18 protein-coding genes are annotated in these 16,396 nt (G+C 66.4%); 13 read left to right on the top strand and 5 right to left on the bottom strand.

Annotated features, from left to right (window positions below; translation table 11 throughout):
• Positions 1-93: 93 nt before the first annotated feature.
• Together AC3ITW_RS16885 and bioA are read right to left on the bottom strand one after the other, a co-directional pair.
• Positions 94-831 (bottom strand): 16S rRNA (uracil(1498)-N(3))-methyltransferase, encoded by a 738-nt coding sequence (locus AC3ITW_RS16885; protein WP_012511873.1) that lies wholly within the window; start codon positions 829-831, stop codon positions 94-96.
• Complete coding sequence (gene bioA / locus AC3ITW_RS16880) at positions 822-2,213, bottom strand: adenosylmethionine--8-amino-7-oxononanoate transaminase (protein WP_065723904.1); 1,392 nt, start codon at positions 2,211-2,213, stop codon at positions 822-824. Before bioA ends, AC3ITW_RS16885 begins: the two co-directional genes overlap by 10 nt.
• A 77-nt stretch (positions 2,214-2,290) precedes the next feature.
• On the opposite strand from bioA, the gene nudE reads away from it, so the two are divergent.
• The 10 genes from nudE (at position 2,291) to AC3ITW_RS16830 (ending at position 9,890) form a co-directional block, all read left to right on the top strand.
• Positions 2,291-2,854, top strand: coding sequence for an ADP compounds hydrolase NudE (nudE, locus tag AC3ITW_RS16875; protein ID WP_100435119.1), 564 nt, complete (start codon positions 2,291-2,293; stop codon positions 2,852-2,854).
• Positions 2,851-3,654, top strand: coding sequence for a 3'(2'),5'-bisphosphate nucleotidase CysQ (gene cysQ, locus AC3ITW_RS16870; protein WP_006385123.1), 804 nt, complete (start codon positions 2,851-2,853; stop codon positions 3,652-3,654). Before nudE ends, cysQ begins: the two co-directional genes overlap by 4 nt.
• A 13-nt stretch (positions 3,655-3,667) precedes the next feature.
• Positions 3,668-4,507 (top strand): nucleoside triphosphate pyrophosphohydrolase, encoded by an 840-nt coding sequence (gene mazG, locus AC3ITW_RS16865; RefSeq protein ID WP_065723906.1) that lies wholly within the window; start codon positions 3,668-3,670, stop codon positions 4,505-4,507.
• Positions 4,504-4,833, top strand: coding sequence for a YnfA family protein (locus AC3ITW_RS16860; RefSeq protein WP_006385121.1), 330 nt, complete (start codon positions 4,504-4,506; stop codon positions 4,831-4,833). Before mazG ends, AC3ITW_RS16860 begins: the two co-directional genes overlap by 4 nt.
• A 210-nt stretch (positions 4,834-5,043) precedes the next feature.
• A complete protein-coding gene (locus AC3ITW_RS16855; RefSeq protein ID WP_006385112.1) occupies positions 5,044-5,346 on the top strand; it encodes an Mpo1-like protein in 303 nt (100 codons plus the stop codon).
• Between the two features lie 66 nt (positions 5,347-5,412).
• Positions 5,413-6,372, top strand: a complete 960-nt coding sequence (locus AC3ITW_RS16850; RefSeq protein WP_012511869.1) for an SPFH domain-containing protein — start codon at positions 5,413-5,415, stop codon at positions 6,370-6,372.
• Position 6,373: 1 nt separating this feature from the next.
• On the top strand, positions 6,374-6,817 hold the full coding sequence (locus AC3ITW_RS16845) for an NfeD family protein (RefSeq protein ID WP_006385101.1): 444 nt from the start codon (positions 6,374-6,376) through the stop codon (positions 6,815-6,817).
• Between the two features lie 144 nt (positions 6,818-6,961).
• Entirely contained in the window at positions 6,962-8,074 is a 1,113-nt protein-coding gene (gene gcvT / locus AC3ITW_RS16840; protein WP_489389750.1) for a glycine cleavage system aminomethyltransferase GcvT, read from the top strand.
• A 93-nt stretch (positions 8,075-8,167) separates the two neighbouring features.
• Positions 8,168-8,563: a glycine cleavage system protein GcvH gene (gene gcvH / locus AC3ITW_RS16835; protein WP_012511867.1), complete on the top strand. Its 396-nt coding sequence runs from the start codon at positions 8,168-8,170 to the stop codon at positions 8,561-8,563.
• A gap of 775 nt (positions 8,564-9,338) precedes the next feature.
• Positions 9,339-9,890: a hypothetical protein gene (locus AC3ITW_RS16830; protein WP_006384881.1), complete on the top strand. Its 552-nt coding sequence runs from the start codon at positions 9,339-9,341 to the stop codon at positions 9,888-9,890.
• A gap of 62 nt (positions 9,891-9,952) precedes the next feature.
• Here the strand turns inward: AC3ITW_RS16830 and AC3ITW_RS16825 are convergent, their stop codons facing one another.
• Complete coding sequence (locus tag AC3ITW_RS16825) at positions 9,953-10,867, bottom strand: LysR family transcriptional regulator (protein WP_065723907.1); 915 nt, start codon at positions 10,865-10,867, stop codon at positions 9,953-9,955.
• Positions 10,868-10,981: 114 nt separating this feature from the next.
• Between AC3ITW_RS16825 and AC3ITW_RS16820 the strand changes: the two genes are divergently transcribed.
• Positions 10,982-11,740 carry an SDR family oxidoreductase gene (locus AC3ITW_RS16820; protein ID WP_197585482.1) on the top strand — a complete coding sequence of 253 codons (759 nt, stop codon included), beginning with the start codon at positions 10,982-10,984 and terminating at the stop codon, positions 11,738-11,740.
• 114 nt (positions 11,741-11,854) lie between these two features.
• On the opposite strand, the gene AC3ITW_RS16815 is transcribed toward AC3ITW_RS16820, so the two are convergent.
• Entirely contained in the window at positions 11,855-13,255 is a 1,401-nt protein-coding gene (locus AC3ITW_RS16815; RefSeq protein WP_100435117.1) for a serine hydrolase domain-containing protein, read from the bottom strand.
• Positions 13,256-13,541: 286 nt separating this feature from the next.
• Here AC3ITW_RS16815 and AC3ITW_RS16810 point away from each other — a divergent pair, with 286 nt between their 5' ends.
• Both AC3ITW_RS16810 and AC3ITW_RS16805 read left to right on the top strand, forming a co-directional pair.
• Entirely contained in the window at positions 13,542-14,867 is a 1,326-nt protein-coding gene (locus tag AC3ITW_RS16810) for an NTP/NDP exchange transporter (RefSeq protein WP_006384874.1), read from the top strand.
• A 78-nt stretch (positions 14,868-14,945) separates the two neighbouring features.
• The gene (locus AC3ITW_RS16805) at positions 14,946-15,296 is read left to right on the top strand and encodes a DUF1304 domain-containing protein (RefSeq protein WP_006384872.1); all 351 of its coding nucleotides are present in this window, start codon (positions 14,946-14,948) and stop codon (positions 15,294-15,296) included.
• A 580-nt stretch (positions 15,297-15,876) separates the two neighbouring features.
• Here the strand turns inward: AC3ITW_RS16805 and AC3ITW_RS16800 are convergent.
• Positions 15,877-16,344: a hotdog fold domain-containing protein gene (locus AC3ITW_RS16800; RefSeq protein ID WP_006384868.1), complete on the bottom strand. Its 468-nt coding sequence runs from the start codon at positions 16,342-16,344 to the stop codon at positions 15,877-15,879.
• Positions 16,345-16,396 lie beyond the last annotated feature (52 nt).

The raw sequence follows: 16,396 nt of genomic DNA, 5'->3' as shown, positions 1-16,396 counted from the left end.
GCATTTTGAATTCCTGGTAGTGCCGGCCGCTGGCCGGCAACCGCATGATTCCGTGGATGCCGGCCAGCGGCCGGCACTACCAGAAATCGGGCCTTACCCCAGATCCCCCAACCGCGCCTGCAGTGCTGCAATCGCGGCCAGGCCGGCCGTTTCCGTGCGCAGAATGCGCGGCCCCAGCTGCAGGCCCTGGAAGCCCGCGGCCGCCAGTTGATCACGGTCGCGTGGCGACCACCCCCCTTCCGGACCGATTGCAATCACGATGCCCCCGCCAGGCGCGGCGTCCAGCGTCGACAGCCGGTGCGCACCCTGCGGATCCAGGGTCAACCGCAGCGTATCCACCGGCAGCGCCGCTGCCGCCTGCGCAAGCGACAGCGGCGGGCCCACCTGCGGAATGCGCGCGCGCCCGGACTGGCCACAGGCTGAGGTCACCACGTTGTTCCAGTGCGCCACGCGCTTCTCCGCGCGTGCTGCATCGAGCTTCACCTCGGTGCGCTCGGCGTTGACCGGAACGATCGCCGCCACGCCCAGCTCGGTGGCCTTCTGCAGGATCAGGTCCATCTTCTCGCCGCGGGCGATGCCCTGCAGCAGGGTGATCGCCAGCGGCGATTCGGTGTCGATGGCCTGCACGGCGTCGATGCGCACCTGCACTTCGCGCTTGCCGGCCACGGTCAGCGTCGCGCTGTAGTCGTGGCCATCGCCATTGAACAGCACACAGGTATCGCCCTCGCGCAGGCGCATCACCCGTACCAGGTGGTTGGCGGTCTCTTCCGGCAGGGTCACGGTCTGGCCGCTGTGCAGCGCCAGGTCGATGGGGCAGCGGGTCACGCGCATGCAATCGCCTCGTCAATGGCCGCCAGCGTGGTGTGTGCCAGCAGCTCCAGTTGTTCATCGTCCACGCAGTACGGTGGCATCCAATACAGCACATCGCCCAGCGGGCGCAGTACCACGCCGCGTTTGAGCGCGGCCTTGTAGGCGTGCAGGCCCAGCCGCATGGCCGGGTCGAACGGTGTGCGCTTGTTGCCATCGCGCGACAGCTCGAAGGCCACCACCATGCCGGCCTGGCGCACGTCGGCCACGTGCGGATGGTCGCTGAACGGTGCCGCCAGCGTGCCCATCACCGAGGCGATGCCGCGGTTGCGGGCAATCACATCGTCGTCGCGGAAGATGTCCAGCGTCGCCAACGCGGCCGCACAGGCCAGCGGGTTGCCGGTGTAACTGTGCGAATGCAGGAACGCCCGCTCGCGCGAGTCGTCGAGGAACGCGTCGTACAGCGCCTGCGTGGCGAGCACGGCGGCCAGTGGCAGGAAACCGCCGGTCAGGCCCTTGGACAGGCACATCAGGTCCGGCATCACCCCGGCCTGCTCGCAGGCGAACAGGGTGCCGGTGCGGCCAAAGCCTGCGGCGATCTCGTCGGCGATCATGAATGCACCGTGCGCATCGCACAGTTCGCGCACGCGCTGCAGGTACACCGGGTCGTGCATCCGCATGCCGCCGGCGCACTGCAGGCGCGGTTCCAGGATCACCGCGCAGATCTCGCCCGGGTGCTGGTCGAACAGCGTGGCCAGGCCATCAGCGGCCTGCCGCGCGCGATCGGCGGCGCTCTGGCCTGGTTCGGCCAGATAGGCATCGGGCGAGGGCGCGAACAGGCCTTCGGCCAGCAGTGGCGCATAGACGCGGCGGTACAGCGGGATGTCGCCCAGTGCCAGCGCGCCCAGGGTCTCGCCGTGGTAGCCGTTCTCGAGAGCGATGAAGCGCGTGCGGCGCGGCTCTCCGCGGTTCTGGAAATACTGGAACGCCATCTTCAGCGCCACTTCCACGCCGGCTGAACCGTTGTCGGCATAGAACACCTTGGCCAGCGGTTCGCGGCCGGGCTGGCGTGGTGCCAGCGCCAGCAGGCGTTCAGCCAGGGTGATCGCCGGCTCGTGGCCGAAGCCGGCCAGCATCACCTGTTCCAGCTGCCCGGCCTGGGCGGCGATGGCACCGCCGATGCGCGGCTCGGCATGGCCGAACAGGTTGGTCCACCAGCTGCTGACCGCGTCCAGGTAGCGGTTGCCGTCGTGGTCGAACAGCCAGGCACCCTGGCCGCGTGCGATCGGGACCAGTGGCAGGGTGTGTGGATGCTCGCGCATCTGCGTGCACGGGTGCCACAGCACCTTCAGGTCGCGTTGCCGCCAGTGCTCGACCAGCGGGGAGGGGGTTGGGTCTGCTAGCATTTCGGGCTCATGAACATGTTGCTGCCTGCACATTCTATCGGCCCCGGCGCAGGCGCCGGCCGCCGCGGAGATTCCGCATGAACGATGACCGTGGCGGCCGTCGCTTGCCGATCATCCATCGGATCACCGATGAAGAGAACGGTCCCTTCCAGCGCCAGCACCTGGACCTGGAGTTCTCCAATGGTGAACGCCGCCGCTTCGAGCGCCTGGTCAGCCGGGGCCACGGCGCGGTGGTGGTGGTGCCGATGCTCGATGAAGAGACCGTGCTGCTGGTACGTGAATACGCTGCTGGCATGCACCGCTACGAGCTGGGCCTGGTCAAGGGCCGGATCGACGCCGGCGAGACCCCCGAACAGGCGGCCGACCGCGAGCTGAAGGAAGAGGCCGGCTACGGTGCACGCCGGGTCGACGTGCTGCGCGCAATGACCCTGGCCCCAACTTACATGAGCCATCAGTCGTGGCTGGTGGTGGCGCGCGACCTGTACCCGGAAAAGCTGGCCGGCGATGAGCCGGAAGAACTGGAAGTGGTGCCGTGGAAGCTGGCCGAGCTGGACCAGCTGATGCTGCGCGAGGACTTCTCCGAGGGACGCTCGCTGGCGGCGCTGTTCATCGCCCGGCAGTGGCTGCAGGGAACGCGATGATCAAATTGACCACGGACCTGCGCGAGACCGCCATCGCCATCGCCCAGGAAGCCGGACAGGCCATCATGCAGGTGTATGCCGATGGCTTCGACGTGCAGCTCAAGGACGACAACAGCCCGGTCACCGCCGCCGACCTGGCCGCCAACCAGGTCATCGAGCAGGGCCTGCAGCAGCTGACCCCGGATCTGCCGATCCTGTCCGAGGAGTCGGCCCAGGTCACGTGGGAGCAACGCCGTCATTGGGGCGCCTACTGGCTGGTCGACCCGCTGGACGGCACCCGCGAGTTCATCAAGCGCAACGGCGAGTTCAGCGTCAACATTGCATTGATCTACCAGGGCGCACCGGCCTTCGGCGTGGTGCTGGCGCCGGTCACCGGCATCGTCTGGCATGCCATGCGCGGTGAGCTGGCATACCGTCGCCAGGGCCTGCACGACACCGTGCTGCGTACCCGTACGCCGGCCACCGCACCACTGCGGGTCGCCGCCAGCCGCTCGCACCGCTCGCCGGAAACCGAAGCGCTGCTGGCGCGGATGGGCCGCATCGAAACCATCGCGCAGGGCTCATCGCTGAAGTTCTGCCGGATCGCCGAAGGCGGGCTGGATGTCTATCCCCGGCTGGGCCCGACCTCCGAATGGGACACCGCCGCCGGCCAGTGCGTGCTGCACGCCGCCGGTGGCGCGGTGCTGTCGGCGGCGACCGGCAAGCCGTTCCGCTACAACCGCCGCGAGACCCTGTTGAACGGTGATTTCATTGCCCTTGGTGACACCAGCCTGCCCTGGCGCGACTGGTTGTCCGATTGACCCTGGAGACTGCATGAGCGCGCACGACACCCCCACCACCGGCAGTGCCGCCAGCAACGAACTGGAACGCCTGCTGTCGATCATGGCGCGCCTGCGCGATCCGCAGGGTGGCTGCCCCTGGGACCTGGAGCAGAACTTCGCGACCATCGCCCCGTACACCATCGAGGAAGCCTACGAGGTGGCCGATGCCATCGATCGGGGCGACCTCGATGATCTCTGCGATGAGCTGGGCGACCTGCTGCTGCAGGTGGTGTTCCATGCGCGCATGGCCGAGGAGCAGGGCGCCTTCGCCTTCGCCGAGGTCGCGCGCGCGATCAGCGACAAGATGCAGCGCCGCCACCCGCACGTGTTCGCCGATGTCAGCGTCGATGACGCCGACGGGGTGACGCGCAACTGGGATGCGATCAAGCGCGCCGAGCGTGTGGCCAAAGGCGAGCAGGACACTTCCGCGCTGGCCGGCATCTCGCGCGGCCTGCCGGAATGGCAGCGGGCAGTGAAGCTGCAGTCGCGCGCGGCCAAGGTCGGTTTCGACTGGCCGGGCCCGCTGCCGGTGCTGGACAAGGCAGCTGAGGAACTGCAGGAACTGCGCGAAGAGTTCGAGCGCGGCGACATTGCCGGCAACAAGGCGCGCCTGCAGGAAGAACTGGGCGACCTGCTGTTCGTCTGCGCCAACCTGGCCCGCCACGCCGACATCGACCTGGGTGCTGCGCTGCGTGGCGCCAACCACAAGTTCGAACGCCGCTTCCGCGCGATGGAAGCACAGGCCGAAGTGCAGGGGGTAGCGCTGTCCGCGCTGGACCTGGATGCGCAGGAAGCGCTGTGGCAGCACGCCAAGGCGGCGGAGAAGGCGTGAAGACGCTTGCGCTGTTCCTGCTGACCGCGCTGGCCGAAATCGTTGGCTGCTACCTGCCGTGGTTGTGGCTGCGCAAGGGTGGCAGCATCTGGTTGCTGCTGCCGGCGGCAGCCAGTCTGGCCCTGTTCGCGTGGCTGCTGACCCTGCATCCAACCGCCAGTGGCCGCGTCTATGCCGCTTACGGTGGCGTCTATATCGGCACCGCGCTGTTCTGGCTGTGGCTGGTCGATGGCATCCGCCCCAGCCGCTGGGACCTGCTCGGTGCCGCACTTTGCCTGGCCGGGATGGCGGTGATCATGTTCGGCCCGCGCGCGCCTTCGGTGTAGAGGCGAGTCATGCTCGACTGCTTCTGATCCTATGTAGAGTCGAGCCATGCTCGACTGCAACTGAGAGGGCCAGTCGAGCATGGCTCGACTCTACAAAGGCAGCGCCACCGGATCATGCACTGCCTTGTCAGAATCGGCCACGCCGTCCAAGCCGCTTTCCCTCCCAGAAAGGCGCATGATGACGGTGACCACGGCCCCCGGAGCATGCGCATGTCCCGTTTCGCCAGCTTCCGTGAGTTCTATCCGTTCTATCTGGACGAGCACCGCCACCCGGTGTCGCGCCGGCTGCATTTCATCGGCAGTTGCGGGGTGCTGCTGCTGGTCGCTGCCGCGATCCTGCGCGGCCAGCCGCTGCTCCTGATCGGCGCTCTGTTCTGCGGTTACGGGTTCGCCTGGTTCGGTCATTTCTTCTTCGAGAAGAACCGCCCGGCCACTTTCCGGCATCCGCTGTATTCATTCATGGGCGACTGGGTGATGTTCGTCGACATCCTGCGCGGGCGGGTGCCCTGGTAGCTTCGCTGTGCCCGCCGCCCCCACGCGCTATGCTGGGGCCTGGACGTCATAGATAAGGAAAGCGCGATGTTCCCGACCATGTTCTTCACCGTGGTACTGGCCTTCGTGGCCGTGGTGATCCTGTTCAAGGCGGTGCGGATGGTGCCGCAGGGGTATGAATGGACCGTCGAGCGCTTCGGGCGCTACACGCACACCATGACGCCCGGCCTGCACTTCCTGATCCCGATCGTCTATGGGGTGGGCCGCAAGGTGAACATGATGGAGCAGGTGCTGGATGTGCCCAGCCAGGAAGTGATCACCAAGGACAACGCCGCCGTGCGCGTGGATGGCGTGGTGTTCTTCCAGGTACTCGATGCGGCCAAGGCCGCCTATGAAGTGGCCAATCTGGAAGTGGCGATGATCGCCCTGGTACAGACCAACATCCGGACCGTGATCGGTTCGATGGACCTGGATGAATCACTGAGCCAGCGCGAAGTGATCAATGCGCAGCTGCTGAGCGTGGTCGACCATGCCACCAACCCGTGGGGCGTGAAGGTCAACCGCATCGAGATCCGCGACATCCAGCCGCCGCGCGACCTGCTGGATGCGATGGCGCGGCAGATGAAGGCCGAGCGCGAGAAGCGCGCGCAGATCCTTGAGGCAGAGGGTTCACGGCAGTCGGAGATCCTGCGCGCCGAAGGCGAGAAGCAGGCCACGGTGCTGGAGGCCGAAGGCCGCCGTGAAGCGGCGTTCCGCGATGCCGAGGCCCGCGAGCGCCTGGCCGAGGCCGAGGCCATGGCGACCAGGGTGGTGTCGGTGGCGATTGCCGAGGGTGACGTGCAGGCGATCAATTACTTCGTCGCCCAGAAGTATGTGGAAGCCTTCAAGGAACTGGCCAGTTCGCCGAACCAGAAGCTGGTGCTGATGCCGATGGAGGCCAGCGGGGTGATCGGTTCGATTGCCGGCGTGGCTGAGCTGGCCAAGCAGGCGCTGGCCGACCAGGACAGCAAGGCCGCCAGCAAGCGGCCACCACCGATCGGAGGCTGACATGCGCTGGGAAGTCGTAGGCTGGGGCGCCCTGGCACTGCTGCTGTTCGCGGCCGAGGCGCTGGCACCGGGGGCGTTCATGCTGTGGATCGGCATCGGCGCGGCGGCGGTGTTCGTGCTGGTGGCGGTGTTCGGCGATATCCCGCTGCTGTGGCAGGTGGTTGCCTTCGTGCTGTTGAGCGTTGTCTCGATCCAATGCTACCGGCGCTGGGGGCGGCCCCGCGCCCGGCCCAGCGATGCGCCGCTGCTCAACCGCCGCACGGAACAACTGATCGGCCGGGTGGTGGCACTGCAGCAGGGGATCGTTGATGGCCATGGGCGGGTCAGCATCGACGACGCGTCCTGGCAGGTGACTGGTCCGGAACTGCCTGCAGGCGCGTGGGTGAAGGTGCTCAGCGTGCAGGGCACGGTGCTGGTGGTCGAGGCCGCAGGCCGCCCCCTGTAGAGCCGAGCCCACGCTCGGCTTCCACACGAAGAGCAGCCGAGCATGGGCTCGGCTCTACAGCTCCGGCGCTGCGCTGCGGCACACCTGCGGGCGACCGATCTGGGATAATGGGGATTCTTGTTTCCTCTGCTGCCGGACCCGGTCATGACCCAGAAGACGCTGCTCAACGATACCCACCGCGCCCTTGGCGCCAAGATGGTCGATTTCGGGGGTTGGGACATGCCCATCCACTACGGCTCGCAGCTGGACGAACACCACCTGGTGCGTCGCGAGTCCGGTGTGTTCGACGTCAGCCACATGACCGTGGTCGACCTGCGCGGTGACCAGGTCAAGCCGTTCCTGCGCCGCCTGCTGGCCAACTCCGTGGACAAGCTGAAGGTGACCGGCAAGGCCCTGTACTCGTGCATGCTGAATCCGCGCGGCGGCGTCATCGACGACCTGATCGTCTACTACCTGGGCGACGATTTCTTCCGCATGGTGGTCAATGCCTCCACCCGCGAGAAGGACCTGGCCTGGCTGCGCGAGCAGGCTGCGCCGTTCGGCGTCACCGTCGAGCAGCGCCCGGACCTGGCCATCCTCGCCGTGCAGGGCCCGCAGGCGCGCGACATCGTCATCGGCCTGGCCCGCGAAGCCGACCGTGCAGCGCTGACCAAGCTGGGCCGCTTCGCCGCGCTGCAGGCGCAGTCCGACGATGGCATCGAGCTGTTCGTCGCCCGCACCGGCTACACCGGTGAAGATGGTTTCGAGATCCTGCTGCCGCAGGACGCCGTGGTCGCGTTCTGGAATCGCCTGCTGGCGGCGGGCGTGAAGCCGGCCGGCCTCGGCGCACGCGACACCCTGCGCCTGGAAGCCGGCATGAACCTGTATGGCCAGGACATGGACGAAGCAATCAGCCCGTACGAAGCGGCGCTGGCCTGGACCGTGTCGCTGGACGAGGGCCGCGACTTCATTGGCCGCGACGAGCTGGAAGCACAGAAGGCCGCTGGCAACGCACGCCAGATGATCGGCCTGGTGATGGACGAGAAGGGTGTGCTGCGTCATGGCCAGGCGGTGACCACCGCCGGTGGCCAGGGCGAGATCCTGTCCGGCACCTTCTCTCCGACTCTGGCCAAGGGCATCGCCTTCGCCCGTGTTCCGGCCGGCGAACTGGGCCAGGTCACTGTCGACATCCGTGGCCGGCAGGTGCCGGTGCGCGTGGTCAAGTTCCCGTTCGTGCGCGAAGGCCAGGCCCAGCCCGGCGTGCTTGGCGACGCCTGATCCAAACATGCCGGTCGTCACTGACAGCAGTGGCGGCCGGTTGGTTACACTAGCCCCGTTTTTTCCACCCCTGCATATCTCTGGAGCAGTCCCATGAGCGAGATCCCCGGCGACCTCAAGTTCCTCAAGTCCCATGAGTGGGCCCGTGTCGAAGGCAATGGCCGCGTGACCGTCGGTATTTCCGACCACGCCCAGGGCCTGCTGGGTGACCTGGTCTACGTCGAGCTGCCCGAAGTCGGCGCGACCGCCAAGGCCAACGAGCAGATCGCAGTCGTCGAGTCGGTGAAGGCCGCCTCCGACGTCTACAGCCCGGTCAGCGGCACCATCGTCGAGGTCAACTCGGCGCTGTCGGACAAGCCGGAAACCATCAACGAAGATGCCTACGGCGACGGCTGGATGTACGTGGTCGAACTGTCCAACGCCGAAGAGCTCAACGAGCTGCTGGATCCGGACGCGTACGCCGAAGCACTGGAAGACGAAGACCACTGAGTCGTCGCTTCCGGGTTCGGACACGGCCACCTTCGGGTGGCCGTTTTTGTTTTGGCGACCGTGCCTGGCTCATGACGACGGGTTCGCTGCATGCCCTCAGCACGGCATCAGAGGGTAGACGAACGGCATGGAAGGGCATGCGCAGTTTTGCGCAATTCCGCGTTTCCACCCCGCGTTGGCGCGCCCGGATGTGAAAACTTTTGATCCCCTGTTGCGGCGCCGTTGTGCTGGCGTTGGCGGCAGCGTCGAAGGTCACTGACGATGCATGTGTGCTGTGGCGACGAACATGCACGCTTCTGCGCAGAGTGCCTATTTCAAGTGTTTTTTGTTCAACGATTGCGTTTGCGTTGTCGCAGGCAACGTGCGTGCACGGCACTTTGGCGGTCGCTGCAGGCGGGCCGCAGCGACCGTGCAGGCGCCACCGCGGACGGCGCGGATGTGAAAATTTTTCGCGGGGGTTGTTGACAGTAAAAAAAACCGTGATTAGGTTTCGCCTCAGCAGACCTTGCCTGCCCAACCGAGTGCGCAGAATCAATCGTCCGATGCGAAGCAGCCCCTTCAAGACCACCGCGACCCTGATGACGGTGGACATGGCCCCGCTTCCCCCGGAGAAATGCAAGGTACCTCCCGTTCCGATGCCCGCTCCGCCGATCGAGGCGGGCATTGCCGCATCCGTAACGGCGCGCCTGACGCGCCGGCGGTCCCCGCACGCAGCATCCGCGGGTTTGATCCACCTGGGCGTTTCAACTCCCTATCACTGACGAGGAGCCATCCCATGGCAACCAAGAAAGCTGCGAAGAAGAAGCCCGCCGCCAAGAAAGCGGTGAAGAAGGTCGCTAAGAAGGCCGCTGCCAAGAAGGCAGTGAAGAAGGTCGCGAAGAAGGCGACCGCCAAGAAGGCAGTGAAGAAGGCTGCGAAGAAGGTCGCCAAGAAGACCACTGCGAAGAAGGCAGTGAAGAAGGCGGCAAAGAAGGTAGCCAAGAAGTCCACTGCCAAGAAGGCCGTCAAGAAGACCGCGAAGAAGGCCGTCAAGAAGGTAGCCAAGAAGGCCACCAAGAAGACTGCCAAGAAGGTCACTGCCCGCAAGCCGGCCAAGAAGGTCGCCAAGAAGGCAGTAAAGAAGACTGCCAAGAAGGCCGTAAAGAAGACTGCAAAGAAGGCGGTAAAGAAGACCGCCAAGAAGGCAGTGAAGAAGACCGCGAAGAAGGCCACCAAGAAGGCTGCCCCGAAGAAGGCAGCGAAGAAGGTTGCCAAGCGCAAGCCGGCCGCCCGCAAGAAGAAGGCTGCTCCGGTCGCTCTGCCGGCAACCCCGGCGCCGCTGATCTAAGTACTTCCCGATAGCCGCATCCTGAAACCCCTTCCCTGTTGCCCAGCAGGGAGGGGGTTTTTTTATGCTCGGATGTCGGTTGCGAACGCGGTCGGCAAGGGCGGAAAACGCTCCACCAGGAAGTCGAGGAAGCTGCGCAGGCGGGTTGAGCGGTAGCGGTCGTGGGCGTAGACCACGTGCATCGGCCGACCGGCCTGACCGTGCTCGGGGAACAGCTGCACCAGGCGCCCGGCGTCGACATCCGCAGCCAGCAGCAGGGTCGATTGCAGCACGATGCCCAGCCCATGCAGTGCGGCCGAACGCAGTGCTTCGCCGTTGTTGATCTGCAGCCGGCCATCGGGCGTTCGGTCGAGCTCGCCAGCGCCGGCCTGCAGCCACTGCGCGAGCGCGCTGGGTTCGAAGGACAGGCATTGATGCGAGGCGAGCGCCGGCAAGGTATCCGGGGTGCCGTGGCGTGCGAGGTAGGCCGGCGAGGCGCACATCATCAGGCGATACGGGGTGAGTGCGCGTGCCACCAGCTCGCTGCTGCCGGCCAGCGTGCCGATGCGCAGCGCTGCTTCGAAGCCTTCCTCGGTCAGGTCGACCACGCGGTCGGTCAGCGTCGCCTCGACACGGACGTCCGGGTAGCGGGCCATGTACTCGGCCAGCGCCGGCACCAGTGCATGGGTACCGAAGATTACCGGGGCGCTGATGCGCAGCGTTCCTGCGGGTGCCAGCTGCTGATGCTGGGCCTGCGCATCGGTCTCGTCCACCAGGCGCAGGATCTCCTTGCAGCGCGCGTAGTAGTTCTCGCCGAAGGGGGTCATGTGCTGGCGCCGGGTGGTGCGGCTGAGCAGCTGCATGCCCAGGCGTGCTTCCAGCGCACGCAGGTGCTTGCCGGCCATCGTCGCGGAGATATCCATCGCCGTTGCTGCAGCACTGAGGCTGCCCCTGTCCACGATCAGCACGTAGACCTGCATGCTCTCCAGCAGGTTCATCTGACACCCCGGGTGTTGAATGCTGAAACCTGCGCGGAGTTTATCAATCAGTGGTGATCAAAGAGCATGCGCTGCACGGGCCGGATGTGCCGGCCATGCTCACAGGAGAACACCATGGACTTGAACCTCGAAGGACGCACCGCGCTGGTCACCGGTGCAGGCAGTGGCATCGGTGCCGGTGTCGCCAGGTTGCTGGCGGCGCAGGGTGTGCGTGTTGTGATCAGTGCACGGCGCGCGGAGCCGCTGCAGGCGCTGGCGGCGGAAATCGAAAGCGGTGGCGCGCCCGCGCCGGTCATCGTGCTCGGTGATGTCACCGATGCCGATGATGTGCGCCGCATCGCCGATGCCTCGCTGGCGGCGCTGCAGCGCGTGGACATCCTGGTCAACGCGGCTGGAGGAGGGCGGCCGACCACGGTGGATGCGGGCGACGATGTCTGGGAGGAAGCCATGGCCTTGAACTTCTCTGCAGCACGCCGCCTGACCCAGGCACTGCTGCCGGCGATGCAGGCGCAGGGCTGGGGGCGGGTGATCAACCTCAGCGGTTCGATGGAGCCGCGCGCGGTGAACGCTGCCACGGCGGCGAAGGCGGCGTTGCATCTGTGGAGCAAAGGGCTGTCGTCGGCGCTGGCCACACAGGGCATCACGGTCAATGCAATCGCGCCGGGACGGATCAACAGCGCGCAGATCCGGGACCGCCTGCATCCCACCGAGGAAAGCCGGCGTGAGTTCATCGAACGCAACATTCCGATCGGGCGTTTTGGTGATCCGGAGGAGGTGGCGCCGCTGGTGGCCTTTCTGGCCTCGCCGCTGGCCGGGTACATCACCGGCGCGGTGATTCCGGTGGACGGCGGCATGCACTACTTCGCGCATTAGCCCGGCGTTTGTAGAGTCGAGCCATGCTCGACTGCCCTTCGCATCTGTAGAGTCGAGCCAACAAAAAGGGCGACCCGCAGGCCGCCCTTCGTACTCACCGTCGAGTCCGCCAGATCAGCGCGGCGAGGCCACGGCACGGTTGCTGGAAGCGCCCTTGCCCTTGCGCTTGTCCTGCTGCGCAGGGCTCGCGCCTTCGGCCATCAGGTTGTCGCTGCCGAAGTCGGTGTCCACGTCCAGCCAGCGCTGCGTCGGCAGGCCGAGCGCGGAATCGAGCACGGTCGGCAACAGGCCGCTGGGCAGGCCGCTTTCGCCGTTCCACATGATGGCGATGCCGAGATCGCGTTCCGGCACCAGCGCGACCAGGCCGCGATAGCCCTGCACGGCACCGGCATGGAACACCACGTCGTGGCCGGCGTAGTCGAAGGTGCGCCAGCCCAGCGCGTAACCGGCCGAGTGCAGGCGCTCGCGGCGCCAGCCCGAACGCATCTCGCCCGGGGTGTTGATCAGGCTGGAATGCAGGGTCGCCAGCAGCGGCGCCGGTAGCACGTCCGGACGGTGGCCGGTGTGGGCCAGCAGCCACTGCGCCATATCGCTGGCGCTGGCGTTGACGCCGGCAGCCGGGGCGACGCGGTAATAGGTCGGCTTCGGTGTCAGTGACACCCAGCCGTTGCGGCTGCGCACGTGCGGGCGCGCCCAGCGCGAGCTGGCCTGGATGCCGGCCAGGCCGAGGCTGGCATCGTTCATGCCCAGCGGCTTGAAGATGCGGCGCTCGACCGACTGCTCGTAGAAGCTGCCCGAGGCGGCATAGACCACGTCGCCGATCAGGCTGAAGGCCACGTTCTGGTAGGCGTAGCAGTCGCCCGGCAGGCACTTCAGGCCGGTGTTGGCCAGCTTCTGGGTCAGCGAGTAGTACTCAGCGTTGCCTTCGATGTCGCGGTCGTAGGCGTTGTAGGGCAGGCCGACACGGTGGCTGAGCACGTCGGCCACGGTCAGGCGGTCGGTCGCTTCCGGCGAGTTGAGGCGGAAGCCCGGCACATAGTCGGTGACCTTGCTGTCCCAGCGCAGGGTGCCGTCGTTGACCAGCAGGCCGGCCATGGTGCCGGCGAAGGCCTTGGACAGCGACGCCAGGCGGAACACGGTGTGGGCATCAACCGGCAGCGGGTTGTTGACGTCGGTGACGCCATAGCCGCGTGCGCTGAGCACACGGCCACCCTGCACGATCGCCACGGCCATGCCCGGCACGCGCTCGCCATAGGTCAGCTGTTGCGCCATCGATTCGATGTTGGCGACGTTGAAGCCGGCCGCTGGCAGCTGCACCTGCGGCACCAGGCCGGTACGGTAGGCCGCCGGCTGGGTGTGGGCGACAGCAGCGCCGCCAGCGGACTCGATGTTGGTCGGCATCGGCGGCAATGGCGGCGGGGTCTGCGCGGTGGTGGACAAGGCAACGGGCATCAACATGCCCAGCAAACCGGTGGCCGCCGAACGGATCGGACGACGCAGGCTGTTCTTTTTCATCGGTTGGACCCGTGCGCGACTGCTGATGGCGATTCTAGCGCCGCTTTTCCCTTGTGCACAAACAAAGCGAAGATGAATGCGCATCTCGTTGAAAAAGTTGGAATTTTGACACCTCGAAAGCATGTATCGGAACGTGTCGCCCGGACCGGTCCGTGACACTGCGTTGCAGCCTTCGGCGTGCCCCGTGCTGGCGATGTTGCAGTGCATTGGCTAACGTACGCGCTTCACCGCCGCCGGAGCCTGCCATGCCGCTGTCCAACCGCCTTTCGCAGGCGAGGGGAGCCGCGTGAGCGCGGCCGGTTCCGGCCCGCTGCGAGGGCTGTTCACCGGGCTGCGTGAGTCGCCGGCCCTGTGGTGGTCGTTCCTGTATTTTTTCTGCCTGCTCAGCGGCTACTACGTGCTGCGCCCGGTGCGCGAGGCGATGGCCGCCTCGGCCGATCTGGAAACCGTGTTCCCGCCGATGCTGATCGCCTGGTTCGCCGGTCATGGCATTGCGCTGAAGGACTTCGTCCTGCAGTTCCTGTTCTCCTGCGTGTTCGTGATCATGCTGGTGCTGCAGCCGGTTTACGGCTGGCTGGTCAGCCGCTTCCCGCGACGGGTGTTCCTGCCGGCGGTGTATGGCTTCTTCATCGTCACCCTGCTGGGCTTCTACGCACTGTTCGATACCGGCGTGCCAGGGCGCGGCATGGCCTTCTTCCTCTGGGTGATGGTGTTCAACCTGTTTGCGGTGGCGGTGTTCTGGAGCTTCATGGCCGATGTGTTCTCCAATGCGCAGGCGCGTGCGTACTACGGCTACATCGGTGCGGCCGGTACCGTTGGCGCCTTCCTCGGCCCGCTCATCACCAGCGTGCTGGTGCAGCGTGTGGGCATTGCCAACCTGATGCTGGTTTCGGCCGGGTTCCTGCTTGTGTGCCTGTTCTGCATCTGGCGGCTGCGGCACTGGGCGGTGCTGCGCGAACGCGAACAGCAGCTGGTGTCGGGCGAGAAGCCGATGGGCGGCAGCGTGCTCGATGGCCTGAAGCTGATCGTGCGCGAGCCGCTGCTGCGCTGGCTCGCGGTGATGGTGGTGTTCGGCGTGGGCGTGGGCACGTTGTTGTACAACCAGCAGGCCAGCATCGTGCGCGCGGCCTTCAGTGACCCGGCAGCGAGCACGGCGTTTTTCTCGCGCATCGACCTGGCGGTGAACGCACTGGCCCTGTTGATGCAGCTCGGCCTGACCCGCTGGCTGCTGTCACGTCACGGTATCGCCCCGGCGCTGCTGATCCCGGGCTTTGCGATCCTGATCGGTTTCTCGGTACTGGCCGCCTCGCCGATGCCGCTGATGGTGGCAGTGGTGCAGGTGATGACCCGTGCCAGCGAATTCGCGCTGGCCAAGCCTGCCCGCGAGACCATCTACACCCGTGTGGACCGCCAGTGGCGCTACAAGGCCGGCGCGGCCATCGACACTGTGGTTTACCGCGGAGCGGACCTGAGCTTCACCTGGGTGCACAAGGGGCTGTCGCTGCTGGGTTCCCATGTGGTGTTCATCGGTGGCGTGTTGGTTGCCGCGTGCATGACCGCCGCCGCATTCGGCGTGCTGCGCGAAGAAAAGAAGCTGCCGCGCGACCGCTGAGACGCGCGGGGTCGGATCCCTCTCCCACGGAGAGGGCTCTGACCCCATCACCCCATCCATCTATCCAAGGAACCGCCCATGTACTGGATCGCACTTGCCCTGACCCTGCTGGTCGCATTGCTGCACGCCTATTTCCTGGTGCTGGAGATGTTCCTGTGGACCCGTCCGCTGGGCCTGAAGACGTTCCGCAATACGCCGGAGAAGGCGCAGGCCACGCGTGTGCTGGCGGCCAACCAGGGCCTGTACAACGGCTTCCTGGCGGCGGGCATCGTGGTGGGGCTGGTGATCGATCAGCCGGTGCTGGTGACGTTCTCGCTGGCCTGCGTGGTGGTGGCGGGGTGCTATGGCGCGTACAGCGTGAGCCGGCGCATTTTCATGATCCAGGCCGTACCGGCGATTCTGGCGTTGGTGTTTCGCGCGCTGGCGTAGTTTCCAGCCAACGGCGCAGCCCCTCGTGGGGTGGTCGCGTAGAGCTGTTCATGTGATTGGTGGGGCGGGTGGGCCGTGCAGGGGACGCTGCAAGTCCCCCTCCGGGGCCCGGCCCAGCCGCTGGCGGCTGTGCGTTCAGGCGCTTGCGAAGCAGTGCTTCGCAAGCAAAGCGCCTTCACCCATGTAAGCTCGATGGCGCCATCCATGGCGCCAACGCCCCTGCACGGCCCACCCGCCCCACCCCTGACAGTTTCCGTGCGCGGCCAGCCCACGGAGAAGAAAAAGAAGATCAAGAGCAACAGCGGGTCGCTGCGCTCGTGGGTTCTGCGCGCATGAAAAAAGCGGCCGGTGGGCCGCTTTTGCTTTTGCTCTTCTTTTTCTCTTCCGTGGGTGGACGCCGCAGAGATCTGTCAGAGGCTGGGGGCGGTGGGTCCGCGGGGGTGTCCGCGGCATGGATGCCGCGGCCAAGCCCCCATGGACGGGTTCACGGCGTCCCCCGCGAACCCACCGCCCCCAGCCAAACCAAAGCTTTCCGCGACCAACCGTCCACCCACGAGGGGCTGTGCCGTTCGCGGGAACACTACTTCGCCGGCGACAGCCACATGTCGATCACCGCGCTGAACACCTCGGTGCCCGCACGGTCGCGCACGCTCACCGTCACCGGCAGCGCATAGCCCTCGGCCGCGACGACAATCGGCTGCGCCGGCAACGCCAGCGCCCGCAGCGTGCCACGCGCCTTCGCCAGGTACTGCACCTGCATGCCCTTCGGGATCCAGCGCATGCCCTTCGGCAGCGAGGCATCGACCATCAACCCGGCGGTCAGCTCGGCCAGGTTGCACATCGCGATCGCGTGCACCGTGCCGATGTGGTTGCGCACCTTGCGGCGGTCGGCCAGCGTGCCTTCGCAGCGGCCGTGCTCCAGACGGGTTATGCGTGGCGCAATGCTGGCGAAGTAGGGTGCCTTGAAGCACACCGCGCGGGAGAACAGCCAGTTGCCGGCAGGCCAGCGCTGAAGACGCTGGTAGAGGGACAGCAGGGGCGTGGACATGGTTGGAATTCCGGTCGGCAGATGAAACAACGGCGGGCCGAAGCCCGCCGTC

It is taken from the genome of Stenotrophomonas sp. KH_052 (assembly GCF_057838755.1).
The sequence above is the reverse complement of the archived record's forward strand: the minus strand, read 5'-3'. Positions and strand labels throughout refer to the sequence as shown.

What these genes read in the sequence shown, in the direction of transcription:
- AC3ITW_RS16885 (WP_012511873.1), bottom strand. Translation starts at nt 831, where the DNA reads ATGCGCGTGACCCGCTGCCCCATCGACCTGGCGCTGCACAGCGGCCAG.
- bioA (WP_065723904.1), bottom strand. Translation starts at nt 2,213, where the DNA reads ATGCTAGCAGACCCAACCCCCTCCCCGCTGGTCGAGCACTGGCGGCAA.
- nudE (WP_100435119.1), top strand. Translation starts at nt 2,291, where the DNA reads ATGAACGATGACCGTGGCGGCCGTCGCTTGCCGATCATCCATCGGATC.
- cysQ (WP_006385123.1), top strand. Translation starts at nt 2,851, where the DNA reads ATGATCAAATTGACCACGGACCTGCGCGAGACCGCCATCGCCATCGCC.
- mazG (WP_065723906.1), top strand. Translation starts at nt 3,668, where the DNA reads ATGAGCGCGCACGACACCCCCACCACCGGCAGTGCCGCCAGCAACGAA.
- AC3ITW_RS16855 (WP_006385112.1), top strand. Translation starts at nt 5,044, where the DNA reads ATGTCCCGTTTCGCCAGCTTCCGTGAGTTCTATCCGTTCTATCTGGAC.
- AC3ITW_RS16850 (WP_012511869.1), top strand. Translation starts at nt 5,413, where the DNA reads ATGTTCCCGACCATGTTCTTCACCGTGGTACTGGCCTTCGTGGCCGTG.
- AC3ITW_RS16845 (WP_006385101.1), top strand. Translation starts at nt 6,374, where the DNA reads ATGCGCTGGGAAGTCGTAGGCTGGGGCGCCCTGGCACTGCTGCTGTTC.
- gcvT (WP_489389750.1), top strand. Translation starts at nt 6,962, where the DNA reads ATGACCCAGAAGACGCTGCTCAACGATACCCACCGCGCCCTTGGCGCC.
- gcvH (WP_012511867.1), top strand. Translation starts at nt 8,168, where the DNA reads ATGAGCGAGATCCCCGGCGACCTCAAGTTCCTCAAGTCCCATGAGTGG.
- AC3ITW_RS16830 (WP_006384881.1), top strand. Translation starts at nt 9,339, where the DNA reads ATGGCAACCAAGAAAGCTGCGAAGAAGAAGCCCGCCGCCAAGAAAGCG.
- AC3ITW_RS16825 (WP_065723907.1), bottom strand. Translation starts at nt 10,867, where the DNA reads ATGAACCTGCTGGAGAGCATGCAGGTCTACGTGCTGATCGTGGACAGG.
- AC3ITW_RS16820 (WP_197585482.1), top strand. Translation starts at nt 10,982, where the DNA reads ATGGACTTGAACCTCGAAGGACGCACCGCGCTGGTCACCGGTGCAGGC.
- AC3ITW_RS16815 (WP_100435117.1), bottom strand. Translation starts at nt 13,255, where the DNA reads ATGAAAAAGAACAGCCTGCGTCGTCCGATCCGTTCGGCGGCCACCGGT.
- AC3ITW_RS16805 (WP_006384872.1), top strand. Translation starts at nt 14,946, where the DNA reads ATGTACTGGATCGCACTTGCCCTGACCCTGCTGGTCGCATTGCTGCAC.
- AC3ITW_RS16800 (WP_006384868.1), bottom strand. Translation starts at nt 16,344, where the DNA reads ATGTCCACGCCCCTGCTGTCCCTCTACCAGCGTCTTCAGCGCTGGCCT.